This is a genomic window from Mycobacterium sp., assembly GCF_032162105.1.
Taxonomy (GTDB): Bacteria; Actinomycetota; Actinomycetes; order Mycobacteriales; family Mycobacteriaceae; genus Mycobacterium.
Genome location: NZ_JAVRPS010000019.1, coordinates 1 through 17,511, shown reverse-complemented (window position 1 = coordinate 17,511; position 17,511 = coordinate 1). Strand labels below are relative to the sequence as shown.

At 66.9% G+C, this 17,511-nt stretch carries 19 protein-coding genes; 5 read left to right on the top strand and 14 right to left on the bottom strand.

Annotated features, from left to right (window positions below):
* Positions 1-133 (top strand): LuxR C-terminal-related transcriptional regulator (locus QOC69_RS00760; RefSeq protein ID WP_526435380.1); only part of this gene is annotated, 133 nt, incomplete at its 5' end.
* Positions 134-143: 10 nt separating this feature from the next.
* Positions 144-806, top strand: coding sequence for an alpha/beta fold hydrolase (locus QOC69_RS00755; protein ID WP_526435376.1), 663 nt, complete (start codon positions 144-146; stop codon positions 804-806).
* A gap of 172 nt (positions 807-978) precedes the next feature.
* Here QOC69_RS00755 and QOC69_RS00750 read toward each other — a convergent pair whose 3' ends face one another.
* A complete protein-coding gene (locus QOC69_RS00750; protein WP_526435374.1) occupies positions 979-1,929 on the bottom strand; it encodes an SDR family oxidoreductase in 951 nt (316 codons plus the stop codon).
* A 152-nt stretch (positions 1,930-2,081) separates the two neighbouring features.
* Here QOC69_RS00750 and QOC69_RS00745 point away from each other — a divergent pair, with 152 nt between their 5' ends.
* Positions 2,082-2,675, top strand: coding sequence for a TetR/AcrR family transcriptional regulator (locus tag QOC69_RS00745; protein WP_526435372.1), 594 nt, complete (start codon positions 2,082-2,084; stop codon positions 2,673-2,675).
* Between the two features lie 76 nt (positions 2,676-2,751).
* Here QOC69_RS00745 and QOC69_RS00740 read toward each other — a convergent pair whose 3' ends face one another.
* The 8 genes from QOC69_RS00740 to QOC69_RS00705 are packed head-to-tail and all read right to left on the bottom strand — an operon-like array spanning position 2,752 to position 10,712.
* Positions 2,752-3,591, bottom strand: coding sequence for an enoyl-CoA hydratase/isomerase family protein (locus tag QOC69_RS00740; RefSeq protein WP_526435370.1), 840 nt, complete (start codon positions 3,589-3,591; stop codon positions 2,752-2,754).
* Entirely contained in the window at positions 3,588-4,361 is a 774-nt protein-coding gene (locus QOC69_RS00735; protein ID WP_526435368.1) for an acyl-CoA thioesterase, read from the bottom strand. Before QOC69_RS00735 ends, QOC69_RS00740 begins: the two co-directional genes overlap by 4 nt.
* 29 nt (positions 4,362-4,390) lie before the next feature.
* Positions 4,391-6,028, bottom strand: coding sequence for an AMP-binding protein (locus tag QOC69_RS00730; protein WP_526435366.1), 1,638 nt, complete (start codon positions 6,026-6,028; stop codon positions 4,391-4,393).
* A 2-nt stretch (positions 6,029-6,030) separates the two neighbouring features.
* On the bottom strand, positions 6,031-6,780 hold the full coding sequence (locus QOC69_RS00725) for an SDR family NAD(P)-dependent oxidoreductase (RefSeq protein WP_526435364.1): 750 nt from the start codon (positions 6,778-6,780) through the stop codon (positions 6,031-6,033).
* Complete coding sequence (locus QOC69_RS00720) at positions 6,780-7,592, bottom strand: enoyl-CoA hydratase/isomerase family protein (RefSeq protein ID WP_526435362.1); 813 nt, start codon at positions 7,590-7,592, stop codon at positions 6,780-6,782. The genes QOC69_RS00725 and QOC69_RS00720 overlap by 1 nt, the downstream gene beginning before the upstream one ends.
* The gene (locus QOC69_RS00715) at positions 7,589-8,584 is read right to left on the bottom strand and encodes an acyl-CoA dehydrogenase family protein (protein WP_526435360.1); all 996 of its coding nucleotides are present in this window, start codon (positions 8,582-8,584) and stop codon (positions 7,589-7,591) included. Before QOC69_RS00715 ends, QOC69_RS00720 begins: the two co-directional genes overlap by 4 nt.
* Entirely contained in the window at positions 8,581-9,699 is a 1,119-nt protein-coding gene (locus tag QOC69_RS00710) for an acyl-CoA dehydrogenase family protein (protein ID WP_526435358.1), read from the bottom strand. The genes QOC69_RS00715 and QOC69_RS00710 overlap by 4 nt, the downstream gene beginning before the upstream one ends.
* A gap of 14 nt (positions 9,700-9,713) precedes the next feature.
* On the bottom strand, positions 9,714-10,712 hold the full coding sequence (locus QOC69_RS00705; RefSeq protein ID WP_526435356.1) for a dihydrodipicolinate synthase family protein: 999 nt from the start codon (positions 10,710-10,712) through the stop codon (positions 9,714-9,716).
* Between the two features lie 171 nt (positions 10,713-10,883).
* On the opposite strand from QOC69_RS00705, the gene QOC69_RS00700 reads away from it, so the two are divergent.
* Positions 10,884-11,645 (top strand): SDR family oxidoreductase, encoded by a 762-nt coding sequence (locus QOC69_RS00700; protein WP_526435354.1) that lies wholly within the window; start codon positions 10,884-10,886, stop codon positions 11,643-11,645.
* 72 nt (positions 11,646-11,717) lie between these two features.
* Positions 11,718-12,929, top strand: a complete 1,212-nt coding sequence (locus tag QOC69_RS00695) for a CaiB/BaiF CoA transferase family protein (RefSeq protein WP_526435378.1) — start codon at positions 11,718-11,720, stop codon at positions 12,927-12,929.
* Between the two features lie 15 nt (positions 12,930-12,944).
* Here the strand turns inward: QOC69_RS00695 and QOC69_RS00690 are convergent, their stop codons facing one another.
* From QOC69_RS00690 to QOC69_RS00670, 5 genes are all read right to left on the bottom strand, one after another.
* A complete protein-coding gene (locus QOC69_RS00690) occupies positions 12,945-13,634 on the bottom strand; it encodes a TetR/AcrR family transcriptional regulator (RefSeq protein WP_526435352.1) in 690 nt (229 codons plus the stop codon).
* Complete coding sequence (locus QOC69_RS00685) at positions 13,618-14,412, bottom strand: alpha/beta fold hydrolase (RefSeq protein ID WP_526435350.1); 795 nt, start codon at positions 14,410-14,412, stop codon at positions 13,618-13,620. Before QOC69_RS00685 ends, QOC69_RS00690 begins: the two co-directional genes overlap by 17 nt.
* Before the next feature lie 274 nt (positions 14,413-14,686).
* On the bottom strand, positions 14,687-15,880 hold the full coding sequence (locus QOC69_RS00680; protein ID WP_526435348.1) for an amidohydrolase family protein: 1,194 nt from the start codon (positions 15,878-15,880) through the stop codon (positions 14,687-14,689).
* 17 nt (positions 15,881-15,897) lie between these two features.
* Positions 15,898-17,178, bottom strand: coding sequence for an acyl-CoA dehydrogenase family protein (locus QOC69_RS00675; RefSeq protein ID WP_526435346.1), 1,281 nt, complete (start codon positions 17,176-17,178; stop codon positions 15,898-15,900).
* 9 nt (positions 17,179-17,187) lie between these two features.
* Positions 17,188-17,511 (bottom strand): acyl-CoA dehydrogenase family protein (locus tag QOC69_RS00670; protein WP_526435344.1); only part of this gene is annotated, 324 nt, incomplete at its 5' end.

Genomic DNA, 17,511 nt, shown 5'->3' with positions numbered 1-17,511 from the left:
CGAGATCGCCTCGCAGCTCTACATCGGCGACGAAACCGTCAAGACCCACGTCTCCCGGATTCTGTCCAAACTCGGACTGCGCGACCGGGTCCACGCCGTTGTCTACGCACACCACCACGGACTGGTGCCCTAGTGCGCGACAGATGGAGACCCTAGACCTGACGAACGCCATTCTGGTCGGTCACTCCACCGGCGGCGGCGTCATCGCCCGCTACATCGGTCGCTACGGAACGGCGCGCGCGGCCAAGACCGCCTTCATCGGCGCGACCGTGCCCGTGGTCATGCAAACCCCGGGACACCCCGGCGGCGTGCCCACCGAATTCTTCGACGACATGCGGTCTGCTGACGAATTCCCTTACAGCCCAACCGGCCTCAAACGACACAAGGACTGGGCCACCAGTGCCGGACCGAAGATCGACGTCGTGGCGGTCTCGGACGTCAAGGCGCACGTCCTCCTCAGGAACTGCGAACGCGTCCGGGCAGACGGAACGTTGATCGAGGAGGTGTCCGCCTTCTACGCGTTCACCAAAACTGCAACGGCTGGAAGATCTTCGCAATGTCCAGCATCGAATTCCCCGCCACCCCCTGACCGCACCCAGAACGTCGACACACAACGATCAACGACTGCGATCCCTCCGACGGACGCCGAGCGATCCCATACCGGTGGCGCATCCGTCATCAGCCCACCACCCATGAGATGCCCTCAGGTTTCGCGAGACCTGCTACCCGCCCTCCTCCTGCTGCTTGCTGATTCTCACTTTCGTGTCATCGATGACATCGCGATGACATTCAAATCGAGACGATGACATCGAGTTTGAGAACCGACAAGAGCGGCGGGGATCCCGCTGCCCGGCGTCGTGCAGTACCGGATCGTCGATGCCAGCGGGGTCGAGCTGGCGCAAGGCCAGCACGGCGAGATCCAGGTCGGGGGCCAGATACTCATGAGCGGGATCTTCGTCTGCCAGTCGCCGGCTGCTGTCAGGACGCCAGCGTCGTGACGGAGATCTCCCAGAGCCGCGCCGCAGCTCGTGGGTCAAGCGCGTAGGCGGCGACGCCATGACCGGTGCCGGGCTGACTGGGTCCTGCCTCGTTGCAGTCCTCGAAGTATCGGCCGCCGATTCCCTCGAGCAGCGGTGAGGTCGCGAGCAGCACCGACGTTGCGGCTCCCTGCTCGGGTGTCTTCCAGTGGAAGCTCCCCTCGTCGTCTTCGATGTGCCCCCGGGTGCGCTCCAGGTCGTCGTCGGTGATGTAGCGCTGCAAGTTCGACCGGACGGTGCCGGGCTGTAGTGCGTTGGCGACGATGCCGTCGCCTTCCCAGCGCCTGCTCGCCTCCACCGCGAAGAGCACGTTGGCGGTCTTCGACTGTGCGTAGGCGTCCCATGGCTCGTAGGCGCGGTTGAGGAAGTGGATGTCGTCGAAGTCCACCGGTGTGCGCAGGTGAGCTCGGGAGCTGACCGAGACGATGCGGGCCCCGCCGGCGGCCGCGAGTGCACGGTGCAGACCGACCGCGAGCGCGAAGTGGCCAAGATGATTGGTGGCGAACTGAAGCTCCCAGCCCTGCGGTGTGCGAGTCTCCGGGCAAGCCATGACGCCGGCATTGTTGACCAGGACGTCGAGCGGTCCGTCCCACGCTGCGACGAACGACGCGACCGATGCCGGGTCGGCGAGATCTACAGGGGCGACGGAGACACGGGTGTTACCGGTGCTGGCCACGATCTCCGAGGCGACGCGCTGTCCTGCGTCGGCGTTGCGGACCGCAAGAGTCACGTCTGCGCCTGCGGCGGCGAGCGCGCGCGCCGTCTCGAGTCCGATGCCGGATGCACCGCCAGTCACGATGACCCGGTTGCCGCTGAGGTCGAACCCGGCGACAACCTCGGCGGCGGTTGTTTCCCATTTGAAGGGCGTGACGATGGGCGTGGTTACGGTCATGATTCGACTCCCGTGCGGTGGGCGGTGGGTACTCGAGGCGGACGCGACATTTACCGAATCGGAGGAGCCTCCGGTACGGCGACCAGCGTAACCGGAGTAAGCTCCGGTTAGCAACCAGTGCCCTGTAAGCGTTCGGGCGGAAAGGACGATCTGTGTCGCATACCATCGGCCGACCGGTGCGTGCCGACGCCCGGCGCAACCGTGAGCGGCTACTCGAGGCCGCAGTGCGCGCCTTCACGAGCGACGGGGCGGACGTGACCCTCGAGGCCATCGCGAAGACCGCCGGCGTCGGCATCGGGACGCTCTACCGTCACTTCCCGACACGCGATGCGCTCGTCGAGGCGGCCTACCGCCAGGAGCTCGCCCACCTCTGCGACGCGGTGCCCGGCCTTTTGCGATCGCTCGCGCCAGACGAGGCGACACGCGCCTGGATGGATCGCTTCATCGACTACATGACGACCAAGCGCTACATGGCCGGGGCGCTTCAAGCGGTGATCGCTTCCGGTGGTGATCCCTACGCCGAGAGCCGCGCCCGGCTGATCGCCGCCATCACCACACTTCTCACCGCCGGTATCAGCGCCGGGACAATAAGGGCGGACGTCGAGCCCAACGACGTTCTCCTGGCGCTGAGCGGCGTGTCCCTCGCCGCTGGTGCGCCAGACCAACGCGAGCAGGCCGGTCGACTGCTCAACCTGCTCGTCGACGGCCTACGCCACCACGCTTCGGCCCAAGCCGGTAGTAGTTGACGCTCTCGAACAGAGGGATCAGTTTCAGATTCGCGCCGCGCACCGGTGATCACCGCGACCTTGGCGGTGGACCTGCTCACTTGGCGCGGCCCGCGGCCTTCATCCGTTCCAGGTCGGCCATCACGACGGTCTGCCCGCCGGTTGCGGCGAGCGCCCGGGTATGGCCGAGGTGGTGCATGTCGAAGCACGACGCGATCGCCGTCGAGAAGCCCATGGTGTCGAGTGTGTGGTTGACCGCCCGCTTGGCCAGCCGCAACGCCCAGGGGTCTGTCTGCGCCACCCGGTGAGCGAGAGCCAGTGTGAAGGAACGCAATTCGTCCAGCGGTACGACGTGGTTGACCATCCCTGAGCGCAGCGCCTCCTCCGCACACACCGAACCGGCGGTGAACAGCATCTCCTTGGCCTTGCGGGCTCCGAGTTCCCAGGTGTGGGCGTGGTATTCGACGCCCATGATGCCGAGCAGACCGACCGGGTCGGAGAACTGCGCATTGTCCGCGGCGACGATGAGGTCGCACGGCCAGCACAGCATCAGCCCGGCCGCGATGCACTTGCCCTGGACCGCGGCAATGGTCGGCTTGGGAATGTCGCGCCAGCGCTTGGCGTACTCCAGGTATCCCCTAGTCTCCCAGTCGTAGTAATCCTCGGCCACCAACTTGCCGTCGGTGCGATGGGGGCTAAGGCCGCGACCATCACCTGACGGATCACTGCCGGACATGTCGTGGCCGGCGGAGAAGTGCTTGCCGGTGGTGGTAAGGACGATGACCCTCACGTCGGGATCGTTGTCCGCACGCCGCCATGCGTCGTCGAGATCCTTGAGGATGCCGGGAGTCTGCGCGTTCGCAGCACCGGGCCGGTCCAGGGTAATGACCGCAACCCGATCCTCGATTTCGTATCGGACGAAATGCTCTGCTGTCATTGCTGTCTCCTTATGACGCTTTCCTGGGCGAAGGACGCCACCAGCGATCCCTCCTGGGTGTAAACGGCGCCGGTGCCAAAGCCTCGGCCACCGACCAGCCGGGTACCGCGGGTCTCGACCCGCAGCCACTGCGATACGTCGAACGGCTGGTGAAACCAGAGCGAATGGGTCACCACGCCGGTCTCCAGCGCGACGTGGGCATCGGACTGGCTGACACCGGGCACCGCTTTGAGCAGCGTGCCGATGAGCGGCCAGTCCGAGACGTAGGCGAGGGCCGGCTGCGCCAGCGACGCATCGGCAAATCCCGGACAGCGCATCCAGAACGCGAGCTCGGCGGGCAGAGCGCGCTCGTCGTCGAGGCCGACACAACTGATCAGCCTCGACTCTCCTGGCACGACCGCGAAGTCAATCGGCTTGGCGTCCATCGGATCTCCCGACGACACGGCGGTGTGCTGATAGTCGTAACTCTCGTCGGGCTGGTCGACGAGGATCGACGCGGTCGCCACGATGCGGCGGCCGGGGCCTTCGTCCTGCCACACGACGGCGCGCCGATGCCCGACCGAGCGGCCTTCGTGAATCTGCTCCAGCTCCAGAAACAGTGGTTTACGAGGTCGTCCTGCGCGCGGAAAGGCGACTTGCAGCGACTTCACGGACTTGTCCGGCGGTGTGATCGCCGCGATCAGTTGTGCGAGAATCTGACCGCCGAAGACCCGCTCGGAGCTGGTGTTCAAGACCGGCAGCACCATCCGGCCGTCGGCGTCCTCACTCAAGTCAAGCAGGGTACGGAACTGTTCGAGATTCATCCTCGCCTTTCTGCGATCTGCGCGGTGTGCACCAGTTCGAACTTCTTGACCTTGCCCGACGGCGTCATCGGCAGGGAGTCAACGAAATGCCAAGCGACTGGGGTTTTTTGGCGTGCCAGCCCGGTGGCGTGCAGGTGGCGGGCCAGGTCGTCGGCCGACGCCTGGCCCGGATGGTCGAACACGACGAACGCGACGGGAACCTCACCGAATCTCGCGTCGGGTCCGGGCACGACGGCGGCGTGGCGCACCGCGGGGTGCGTGACGAGCAGGTCTTCGATGTCGCGGGCGGAGAACTTCTCGCCGCCGCGGTTGATGACGTCCTTCAGGCGCCCGGTGATGGTGACGAAGCCTGCGCCGTCGACGACGCCGACATCGCCGGTGGAGAACCATCCCGCGTCATCGATCGCGGCCCGGTTGGCCTCGGGGTCGAGGTAGCCCAGCATCTGCTCGGGTCCGCGCACCAGCAGCTCGCCTGCGCATCCCGCGGCCACTGGTTCGCCGTCCGCCCCGACGACCCGGACCTGCACGCCGGGGGCGATCGCGCCGTCGGTTTCCGCGCGCAGGTCGAACGGGTAGGCGCGGTTCATCACCGTCACCGTCGGAAGCTCGGTCATGCCGTACACCCGCGCGGCGGGAATCCCCTGCTCTTCGCTGCGCTCCATGACAGCGCGCGGTACCGCCGCCCCGCCGCAGGCGAACATCCGCAGCGGCAGGTGAACGCGGGCGGCGCGGGCGGCGTCGGTCAGTTCCTGTAGAAACACCGTCGCCCCAGCCGAATACGTCACCCTGTGGCGCATGATGTCGGCCACCGCGACGTCGGGTTCCCACCGTTCGGCAAGCACCGCCGATGCACCGACCAGTAGCGGGATGGTCATCGCGTTGAGGACGCCGGTGATGTGCTGCAGCGGAGCCGCCATGTAGGCGACGTCCTCCCAGCACAGGCCCCACGCGTCGGCGAGTTGGCGGGTTTCGGCCAGCAACGTGCGTGAGGAGTGCACCGCGGCCTTGGCGCCCGAGGTGGTTCCCGAAGTGAAGAGGATCAGGCAGGGTTCGTCGGCCCCAACGATGGCGAACTCCTGGCGCCGGCCGTGGGAGACGACGACGTTGAACGGCGACCAGCCCGGCCGGGTTCCGCGCAGCACGACGCGCGCGATGTCGCCGAGGCCGGCCGCGGCGAGCAGGTCGTCGAACGCCTCGGCGTGGGCGAAGCCACGGAACGTCTCGGCGGTCACCACGGCCGCCGGCCGTACCTGCTCGATGACCTGGCGCAGTTCGTGTTCCCGGTAGAACGGGGCGATCGGGCAGCTCACTGCGCCGGCATGCCAGACCGCCAGCCCCAGCACGTGGGCTTCCCACCAGTTGGGCGTCTGCCAGCACACCACGTCGCCGGGCCCGATGCCCGCTGCAGCCAGCCACGCGGCCGCGCGTTCGACCACCTCGAGCAGCTCTTGGTAGGTCAGCTGATGGCCGCCCTCGACGATGGCCGACCGTGAGCCCCACTGCCTCGCGGCCCGCACGACCGACGCGGACATCGTCAGGTCGTTGACGTATCCGAAGCGCCGGTACTCGGCGAAGCGGTCGGCGGCCACCGATGGGGCCACGATGTCGGCGGCGGTCAGTCGAGTTCGGTTCATGCTCAACCGCCCATGCTCATTCCGCCATCGACGGTCAGGACCGCGCCGGTGACGTAGGAGGCGAGGTCGTCGAGCAGGAATGCGACGGCGTGCGCCAGCTCCTCGGGTCGGCCCCAGCGCCCGACCGGGATCATCGACGTCACCGCATCCCGGTCGGTGTAGACCAGCTCGGCCGACAGGTCGGTGTCGAAACTGCCTGGGATCACGCAGTTCACGGTGATGCCCTTTCTGGCGACGGCGCGAGCGCTGGAGCGGGTGAGCCCGACGATGCCGCCCTTGGCCGCGCCGTAGGCGACCTGGACGGGGCTGCCCATCAGCGCTGAGACCGAGCCGATGTTGACCACACGTCCGAACCGCTGCTGAGTCATGTGGGCCAGCGCTGCCTGACTGAGGAAGAACGCTGACGACAGGTTCACCGCGAGCTGCCTGTGCCAGTCCTCGGCACTGATGTCGCCGAGGCGTTGCTCGATGACCATCCCGGCGTTGTTGATCAGATAGTCCAGCCGCCCGTGCTGCTCGAGAACCTCGGCGACCAGCGTCTGGCAGGCCGCCGGTTGTTCGACGTCGGCCTGATGCAACGTCACGGTCGCACCGGACCGCTCGGCGTCACCGCGGACCGCGTCCGCGGCGGTGACGTCGCGGGCGTACGCCGCGGCGACCGCCACCCCGGACCGGGTCAACCGGTCGGTGACCGCGCGACCGATCCCCCGGGTTCCGCCCGTGACGAGCGCGACCCGGGTGCCGGCGTCCACTAGGTGGTCCCCGCGGTCTTGGCTGCCACCCGCGCACTGAGGCGCTCCAGCAGCACGCGGTGCTCCTCGGTGTCGAAGCACGCGCTTTCGGCGCGCGCACAGTCCGGCAGGATCACCGCCGCCCGATCGATGTGGGAGTTCAGCAGTTGGCGCGCCTCCCGGACCGCCTGTGCTGGAAGGGCCGCCAGACGATCGGCCAGACCCAGCGCTTCCTCCAACACGTCGCAGGCGGGCACCGCCCGGTTGGCCAGCCCCAGTCGATGGGCTTCGGTGCCGCTGACCCGGTCTCCGAGGAGAAGATGTTCCTTGGCAGCGGACAGGCTGGTCAGCAGCGGCCAGAGCACCAATCCGCCTGCGCCGTCGAGAAGCCCAAGGGAGACCCGCGGGTCGGACAGGAAGGTGTCTTCGGCCATCACGACGAGATCGCACAGCAATGCCACCGTGACGCCGGCGCCGACCGCGGCGCCATTGACGGCTGCGACGGTCGGGAACGGCAGGCGCCTCATGACCCAGAACAAGTCCTGGTGGGCGTCGAGCACCGCGCCGCGCAGGTGGCGGTCCTCGCGCATCGCGCGGATGGTGCCGAAGTCGCCGCCTGCACTGAACGCGCCGCCCTCGCCGGTGAGCACCATGGCCCGCACGCCGGGATCGTCGCGCAAGCCGATGACCACTTCGAGCAGGGCATCGGTGATCTCGGCGTCCATCGCGTTGGCCGTCTCCGGCCGTGCCAGCGTTACGCACGCCACGGGTCCGTCTCGGTCGACGACGACTGCCGGGCGGCCGAGGGGGCGGGACGGTTCGCTAGTGCTCACAGGTCGACCAGCCGGGGGATCGTCCCGGCCGCGATCAGTTGAGCCCCAATCACTTTGGGCAGTTCGGCGGCCGATCCCAGCACCGAATCCAGCACCAGGGCGCGGGCCAGGAAGCGGTGGAAGGGATGCTCGGCGGTGAAGCCGATGCCGGCCAGAACCTGCTGGCATTGCGTGGCGGCGATCCGCGCCGCCCGGCCAGCCAACGATTTGGCGAGCAAGCCCGCCAAGTTGGCGTCGTCGGCGTCCCAGGCCATCTCCAGGGCCGCGGCGGCGCCCTCGCGGGCGACGTGCGCGTCGGCCAGGCGATTCCGTACTGCTTGAAAGGAGCCGATCGGCTGGCCGAACTGCACCCGGCTGCGGGCATGGTCGACGGCGAGGTCGATCATCTGACCGACCGCCCCGAGGATCTGGTATCCGAGTGCCAACCGGCCCACCGTCGCGACCGCATCCCACACCGCGACCGCGGGCTCTCCTGTTACGACGAGGTCGGCCGCCACGCCGACGCCGGTGACTTCGATGATCCCCAACGCCGGATCAAGGCCGTCGACCCGCCGGGTGGCGATCCCAGCGGACTCTTCGAGTCGAACCAAGGCCAGCTCACCCCGGATCGCGACCGGCGCGAGGAACGTCGGGGCCAGTCGCGCACCGATGAGCAGGCCGCGCACCGTCAGTACCGCACCGTCGGTTGCGCCGACCAGGTCGGCGCCGATGCCGGGCAGCACGACATTGCATTCCGTCGTTGCGACGTGGAGGTATTCGGCGAGCGGTTGCAGCAGAACGTCCTGCAGCGATGACGACATCGACCCGGCACGACCGAGCGCGGTGAAGAGCGCCGACACCGCGTCACGAGGTGCCTCGGCAAGCAGGTCGGTGAACCCGAACGCATCGAGTGCCGCCGCGAGTTCGGTCCCGTCGAGCTCCTCGGCCAGCCCGCGGAGAGTCTCGGACATCAGGGCGCGCTCTGCCGCGTCGATGATCTGGGCCTCAGTCACGCGCTTCTCGGCAGTCCGAGCAGACGCGACGCCACGATGTCCTTCTGAATTTCACTGGTGCCCCCATAGATGGTGGCGGCCCGCGAGTACGCCCACTCGCGGCGCCAGGCCCGGCTCCGCGCGCCGTCATCGGTTTCGATGTCACCCCGCAACAACTCGCGTGCCGTGTCGAACACCGCTTGGTCGGCCGCCGCGATCATGATCTTGTCCACCGACGCCTCGGGGCCGGGCAGATCACCACCGGCGATGCGGTCCTGCGTCGTCTTCGATGTCGCGCGAAACGCCCACAACAGTTGATAAGCCTCACCCAGCGCCGATGCGGACCCTCGTTCACCTGCTGTGTCCAGGAGCAGGCCGAGATGATGAGCCAGCCAGGCGCCGCGCTGCCAGAAGATCGGGCCGCGTTCACAGGACAGGATGAACTGCGCGACCCGCCAACCGGCGTCGAGCTCGCCGAGCAGCCGCTCCGCCGGGACTTCGACGTCGACGAACGACGTCGAGCAGAACTCATCGACGCCGGCCATCGTCTCCAACGGACTCGCCGTCACCCCCGGGGTGTCCATGTCCACCAGAAACGCACTGATACCCCGCGATCCGGAGCCGCCGGTGCGGGCCAGCACGACGCACCGGGTGGCGTGGTGGGCCCAGCTGGTCCACAACTTCTCGCCGTTGAGCACCCAGCCGTCGCGGTGTGGGCGGGCAGTCGTCCGCATCGATCCCAGATCACTGCCGGCTTCGGGCTCGGAGAACCCCTGGCACCAGAATTCCTCGCCGCGCAATAGCCGCGGAAAGATTTCCCCGACCAGATCGGGCCTGCTGAACTCGGCCACCGCAGGCCCGAGCACTTCGTGCATCGACCAGGACGTGGTGTGTACCAAGGCTCGGCTGGTGAGCTCCTCACCGAGGACGGCGCGCAAGATCGGCGAACCCCCCAGACCACCGATCCGCGACGGCCATCCCCACCGCATCCACCCCGCGTCGAACAGCAGCCGCTGGACACGACGCTGGTGGTTCAGCTGGGCCTGCACACTCTGGTCCTCGATCGCGGGGACCAGTGACTCGCCGACCTCGTCGATCCAGGCCCGAACCCCGGCGCGAAACTCGCGCACTTCCACGACGGTCCCCGTTCTCAGGACTCGATGAACCCGGAGGCGACATACGCCTGACGGATCGGCGGCTTCAAGTCCTCGGGGAACGCGGTCTGCGGCGGCCGCGCGGGATGGTCACCGACGGGGAGCCCGAGCAACGAGGCGCCGAACTTGAATCCGGCTCCCCAATGCGTGAACATGCCAGGGCGTGCGGGGTGGGCCTGATAGCGGCGGCTCGCCTCCCGCATCGCGGTCAGACCGGTGTCAGCGGCGAACGCGTCGGCGCGCTCGAAATCACCCTGTACCAACAGCTCTCGCCATTCGCTGAACAGCGGCGCGCCAGGCTTCTCATAGAGGTACAGCGCCGAACCGAGTGCTCCAGGGTGCGGGATCCCCAACCGGATCCCGGCCTCGTCAGCCGCCTCCCACAGCACCATCTCCGGAGCCAGCCTGTGCACCGCGAGGCTGTGCTGCGCGTCGAGCAACCCATTCTTCAGCCCGCACAGTGCCGGGATCTCGTGGTAGAGCTCGACGCATTCCTCGGGAGTCAGTACGAGCCCCGTCGAATGGGAATTGAAGAAGCCCAGCGGCATGTCGGTGCGGTCGGCGACGTAGCGCAGGTACTCGAGCACGCCGGGCTTCCCGGAGCACTCGAAGTAGGGCGTCAGGATGTAGCAGATGTCAGCGCCCAGCTCCTGGGCGTTCAGCGTGAGCTCGACCGCCTGCTTGGCGGTGTCGGTACTCGACATCACCTGCACCAAGGCGTCGGGTTTGACCCGTCGGGCCTCATCAATGGCGACCCGGGCCACTTCCTTGAGTTCGTCGGTGGTCAGTGACCAGAACTCGGCGATGCCGCCGGTGAGCCAGATGCCGTCCTGGTCCAGATCGACCAGGCAGTGCCGCACCACCGCGCGCAACGCCTCGTAGTCGATGTCATCGCCGTCGAGACCGCAGAACGGGGTGTAGAGCGAGCTGCAGTTACCCCGCAGGTGATCCGACGCCCAATCCTTCGCCTCCTTGCCGGTGACACCTGTGACCACGACCGACTCCTTCTGACCATTGCCGGCGCGAGTTTCTCGGCCAGGTGATGACTATCACGTACGCGTCATGGTAGAACGATATCTGCATTTGGTGCAAGGAACAGGTGCGTCAAGGAGGCAGCGTGATCCGCGCATTTCGTTAGGCCCGCTGACAAGAACACGAGGAGAGCGATGTCGAAAGGCATGGAGGGCCGGATCGCCGTGGTCGCCGGCGCATCGATGGGCGTCGGCCGGGCCACCGCGATTCGCCTGGCCCAGGATGGCGCGACGGTAGTGCTGCTGGCCCGCCGCAAATTGCTCCTCGACGAGGTCGTCGAGATCATCGGGCCCAGCGCAGTCCCGATCGTCACCGACGTCACCAGCAGCCACGATGTGCATGCCGCCTTCGATCAGATCGCGGCGCAGTTCGGGCGCATCGACGTTCTGATCAACTCCGCAGGCGCCAGCCGGATCCGGCTGATCGAAGAAGCCAGCGACGAGGACATCGCCGTCACGGTCAACACCAACATCGTGGCGCCCATCTACACCACACGCTCGGCGATTCCGCTGCTGCGCGCAGCAGGTGGCGGCGACATCATGAACATCTCCTCCGAGATCACCCTCGACGACATGCCGATGATGACCCTCTACGCCGCCACCAAGAGTGGCCTCAACGGATTCACCAAAGCCATGGGCAAGGAACTGCGGCGTGAGGGCATCCGCGTGACCCTGGTCATTCTCGGCGCGGTCGCAGATACCGGAATCCACGAGAACTTCGGCCCGGGTGACCTCGAAAAGGCATGGCCGCTATGGGAAGCCGACGGCTACCTGACCCGAATGAGCGGCACCAAACTCCTCGCGCCGACCACCGTCGCGGAGGTGCTGCACGACGTCATCACCCGGCCTCGCGACCTGATGATGGACGTGGTCCACGTCCGCCCGTCGAGCAGCTGACCCGCCACCGACGCGAACGGGCTCGTACCGCGCCAGACCTGAAACCGCAAAGGAGACACTGTGATCCGACCGATGGATGGCGTCCGGGTGCTGGAGGTGGCGCAGTTCACCTTCGTGCCGGCAGCGGGCGCGGTCCTGGCCGACTGGGGCGCCGACGTGATCAAGGTCGAGCACGCCGAAACCGGTGACGCCCAGCGCGGCCTGAGCGCTCTGATGGGCATGCCGGTCGGCAGCGGATCCTTCGCCCCCTTGATGGAACACCCCAACCGGGGCAAACGCAGTATCGGCCTGGCGTTGGAGCAGCCCGAGGCCTTGGCGGTTCTGCACGAACTGATCCGCACTAGCGACGTGTTCCTGACGAACTTCCTGCCCGCGGCGCGCCGCCGACTGGGCATCGAACTCGAGGACGTTCGCAAGATCAACCCCGAGATCATCTATGTGCGCGGATCCGGCTTCGGTGCCGCCGGCCCCGACAGCGAGAAGGGCGGCTATGACAGCACCGCCTTCTGGGCGAGGGCCGGCAGCGCGTTGGGGACCACCCCGGTGGACTACGACGGCCTCTGCGTGATGCCCGCCGGCGCCTACGGCGACTCACTGGGCGGGATGACCATCGCCGGCGGCATCGCTGGCGCACTGTTCGCCCGCGAACGAACTGGCGAGACCTCGGTCGTGGATGTCTCCCTGCTCGGAGTCGGGGCCTGGGCCAACGCGCTGTCGGTCGGCTTCGCACTTCTGGAGGGCGGCCCACCGGTGCGACGCGCGCCCGGCAACTCGGCGCGCACGAACCCGCTGGTCGGCAACTACCAAACCGCCGACGACCGGTGGCTCGTCCTTGCGATGCTCCAGCCAGGGCGTTACTGGCCCGAGTTCTGTCGGCACATCGGCCGTGAGGACCTCATCACCGACGAACGGTTCGCCACCACCAAGGCACTCATGGGCAACGCCGCGGCGGCGGCAGACATCGTGCAGGAGGTACTGGCCGCGCGGCCCCTCGCCGAATGGACCTCGCGGTTCGCAGGAATGGAAGGTCAATGGGCCGTTGCGCAGGATCCGTGGGAAGTGGGTCAGGACACCGCAATGCGGGCCAACGGGTTGATCGCCGAAGTAGTCGACACCGAGGGCACCGTACGGGAGCTGGTCGCGAACCCGGTCCAGTTCGATGAGTTGCCGGCACGGATCACTCGGGCCCCGCAATTCGCCGAACACACCGACGAGATCCTGCGCGCCCTTGGCAAGTCCGACGACGAACTGATCGATCTCAAGATCAGTGGTGCGGTGACCTGAGCCGCGCGCTGACCGTCAGTCCGCCGTGCGGAGGATGGCCGCCGAGCAGAACGCCCACAGGTGATCGATGGTGGTCGACCGCCCGCCGGACAGCACCGCCGAGTGCGAGCTCGCCAGGAGCAGCTCCTGAAGCAGCGCGGCTTGGGTGGCCAGCGGGACGTCCTCCCGGAGCAGGCCGGCGTCGGCGACGTCTTTGAGCAGTTCGACGATCAGGGAGTGCAGCGGCTCCAGCGCACGGGTGAGATCGTTCGGCCGCGATTCAGTCAGCCGCAGGTGCAAGACGCTGAGCCCACGAGCCAGCCGGGCCGGCATCGCCGTGATCTCCGATATCGCTTCCAATAGCGCTTTGAGCCGCAACACCGGATCGGCGATGCCCTCGCACCGCTCCCGCAGTATCGGCAGCGCGGTGGTGCGCAGGATCGTCTCGTAGACGGCCAACAGGAGGCTGTCCTTGCTGTCGAAGAAGGTGTAGAAGGTGCGCTGCGACATGTTGGACTTGTCGACGACGTCCTGGATGGTGAAGTCGCTTTCGTCGCGCTCCCCGAGGAGTTCAACCGCCGCCGCGACGAAACGGTCACTGCGCGCCTGGGCGCGTGCGCGGGCGTTGCGCAGCGACCGGTCGACACTGTCCCTCTGCCAACTCGGCTCGTGCACCTCGGCGGGCTGCTGGTTCTTCTTCGGCTTCACCTCAGTTGAGCGCGCCATCGTTCCCCACTCTCTCGATCTCGACTTCGGCCAGGAACTCGCCGATGACCTGCCTTACCGTATCCGGGCACTTTTGATGGGCGGCGTGTGCCGCGCCCCCGATCTCGACATATCGCGCCTGCGCATTGAGTTGCGCGAACCGGCGACCCTGCTGCTGACGCGTCGGCTCGTCACGGTCGCCCGACATCAACAGGATCGGGCATGCGACGCCCGCCAACGTTTCATCGGGCAGTTGGGGACGAGACACGCTGTCCTCGTGCAATGCCGCCACCAGTTCGCGCCAGTGCTCGGGTCCATGGGTGGCCTCGTGCAGGCGTCGCAGCGCGAACGGCCAGGTGCGGTGTAGATACTCCAGCCGCGGAACCCGGTAGTCGCTGGGGCGTCCGGTCCCCGGGGAGACGAGGACCAGCGATCGGGCCGTTCCCGGCTTGTCCAGCTCCAGCATCAGGGCGATCTCCGCACCGTAGGAGAAACCCACGATGTGTGGGCGACCCATCTCCAGGTGGTCGATGAGGTGGCGCAGATCCGCGCGGACCGCATCCCCCGTCGTGGCCGTGGCCCGGAATTCCGATCGGCCGTGGCCGCGCAGATCGGGCAGGATGCAGCGATAGCCCGCACCAAGGCCGGTGGCCAGGTCAGCCCACTCGAATTCGCCGGTCGCAGTCGCGCCGTGGACGAACAGGATCGGCTGTGGTCCGTCACCGACCACGGAATATGCCAGCGTCAACCCATCGTGTTCATAGGTGAAGGCGCGGGCCGAACCCGGCTGCTCAATCATGACGTCCTTCAGACAACAACGTGATTCTCGCTGAGTGACAGATGGCATGGCCGTTCAGAGATGGACGACGACGAGATGGCCTTCACTTTCTCCTCAGACCCTCCGTTGAAGTCGACGTAGTTGTTGCGCCACGCCGATGACGTTCTACCAGTGCGAAACGGTGAGGTGCCGCTCATCGAGGTTAACACGCTAAAGCTGAGTCAGCCTACCTATCTGTGGTGCGGCACTCATGGCTGCCCGCGGGGAGTCGTGGGCCCGCATCAACGGCGGAGAGTCAGCGAGCTGGTTGAGTCAACCCGAGAAGGTCGAACATGTTCCCGCCCATCATCTTTCGTACGTCGGCAGCAGGGAACAACTCGCCCATTTCCTTCGCCCAGAGCAGCGGGTCAGCCATCCCCTCGGGATGCGGATAGTCCGAGCCGAACAGGATGTGCTCAGGTGAGACGAGGTTCACCAGATCCTCGATGGAGTCTTCCCAGAACGGGTTGATGTACAAGTTGCGCAGGAACACGTCACGGGGGTGTTCGGCGAACTCCTGCGGCATCTTCTGGTACGTCTTCTCCAATGCCTTGAGGCACGAGATCGCCCAGCTGCCACCGTTTTCCACGCTCGCGAGTTTGACGGTCGGGAATCGGCTGAGCATGCCGTGGCAGATCGCCGCGGTGACGGTGTCGTTGATGGCCCGCCCGGGCGACACCGCGTCATAGAACGGGTTGGGCTTGAACGCCAGCGTTTCGCGGTTGGTGCCTTCCCAGTCGTTGATGTAGCGCTGGTAGCCGGAGTCCGACGCGTGCAGGGTGACGAGCACGCCGGATTCGGCCACGCGGGCCCAGAACGGATCGAATTCCGGCAGGAACGGGGACCGGGTGCCGCGATGACCGGCGACGGGGGCCGGCCGCATCAACACGACTTTCGCGCCCCGCTCCAGCAGCCAGTCCAGCTCGGCCACTCCGCGCTCGGGGATGGAGGGGTTCACGATCGGGGTGGCGAATATCCGGTCGCGGTAGTTGAACGTCCACTCGTCGTAGAGCCATTGGTTGAACGCGTGGATGACCGTGCAGGTCAGATCGGGGTCGTCGGCGAGGCGGACCTCGAGCAGGCTGGCCAGAGTCGGGAACATCAGCGCCGCATCGAGACCCAGTTCATCGAGCAGCCGAAGACGCGGCTCGGCGGTGCGGAACTCCTCGCCGGTCCGCATCGGCTTGCCGGCCAGCTCCCGCAACGACTTGCCGTCGGGGTTGTTGCCCGAGAAGTACTCGGCGAACGCCCCCGGGCGCGCGACGACGTCGAACGTGGGGTTGGGGATGTAGTCGCTGATCACGTTGTCGACGGCGATCTTGGTGCGCCCGTTGACCTGGACGTACTTGAACAGCCCTTCGTACTTGGCGGGCAGGTGCCGCGTGAAGGCGTCCTGCGTTTCGTAGAGGTGGTTGTCGGCGTCGAATACCGGAAAGTCGAGTTTGGCCATGGTTGCTCCTGTGGTTGTCATGATTTGGGTCGCGGGACCGCTGCGTTGGTACGCACATCCCGGAACGGGCGGTTCCGGTCCTCGGCAGGCTCGCGTGGCATCCCGAGCACGCGTTCGCTGATGATGTTGCGCGTGATCTCGGTGGTGCCGCCGCCGATGCAGGGTCCCTGGCGGCCGAGGTAGGCCACGCCGAGGTCGCCGGTCGGATCGTCCTCGTTCCAGGCGACCGCACGATCGCGGGCAAGCTCCAAAGCGATGCTGGCCAGTCTGACCCGCATCATCCCGTTGGACAGCCTCGGGATCGATCCGGCCGCCGCAGGGAGCCGGCCGGTGCGGATGGACGTGGCGATGCGGCCGACGAGCGCGGTGTGGACGCGGGTCAGCACTCGCGCTTCCCCGATCAGCTGCCGCACACGGGGATCGGTCGTGCCACCCGAGTCTTGTGCGAGAGCCGCGGCGCTGACCTGGTCACTCTCGTGGACCGCGGTGCGCGGAGCCATCGCATACGGCGAGGAGCCGCTCATGGCCTCGCGTTCGTGCAGTAGCAGCCGCGACGCGACGGTCCATCCGTCGTCAACCTGACCGAGGACGTGATCGGCGGGGACGGCGACGTCGTCGAAGAATTCCTGGCAGAAGTCGTCGGTTCCGTCGACGTGTTTGATCTGGGTGATGGTGATCCCCGGTTGGTGCACCTTGACCATGAGGACGCTGAGTCCCTCGTGCTTGGGAACGTCCCAGTCGGTGCGGGCCACGCAGAGCGCGTAGTCCGACTTCCACGCGTACGTGCTCCAGATCTTCGACCCGTTGAGAACGAAGACGTCGCCGCGGCGGTCAGCCCGGGTCAGAGCCCCCGCCAGGTCGGATCCGCCGGTCGGCTCGGAGAGGAACTGGACCCACAGTTCCTCACCCTTGAGCGCGGCGGGGATGAACCGCTTCTTCTGCTCTTCGGTGCCGAAGTCCAGGATGGTCGGCAGGATGATGGTGAAGGTGGGGGTGTTGAACAGCCGGGGCAGCTCGTAGCCGTAGGTCACGTCGATGAACGCGTCCTGATATTCCGCAGACAGCCCCCGTCCGCCGTACTCGACCGGGTAGCACAGTCCGGCGAACCCGGCGTCGAAGATTCTTCGTTGAATTGCCTTGGCGCGCACCACGTGGTCGGCGTCGTCGGTGGCGTGTCCCAGGTAGGGGTCGGCGCCGTTGAGGGGTTCCAGATTCGCGGCCACCCATTCCTTGGCTCGCGCCTGGAAGGCGTCGAGGTCCTCGGCCAGTCCCCCGGGTGCCGCAGTCGTCACGGTCATGGTTGTCCTTTATCTGCCGGCGAGGATCGCCACTTGATCGCGGTGCTGGATCGGATCGCCGTAGGTCTGCCGATGAAGGACTACCCGGCGGAGGTAGAGGTGGAGGTCGTGTTCCCAGGTGACACCGATCCCGCCATGCATCTGGATGCAGTCCTGGATCAGCTCCGGACATCGCTCTGCGACGTAGGTCTTGGCGATCCGGACGACTTCGCCGGCGTCGGGGGCACCGTCCTGGACTGCCCTGGTGGCATCGACGGTGATGGCGTGGGCGGACTCGAGCCACAGCTTCATGTCGGCGAAGCGGTGCTTGAGGGCCTGATAGGACGCCAGTGC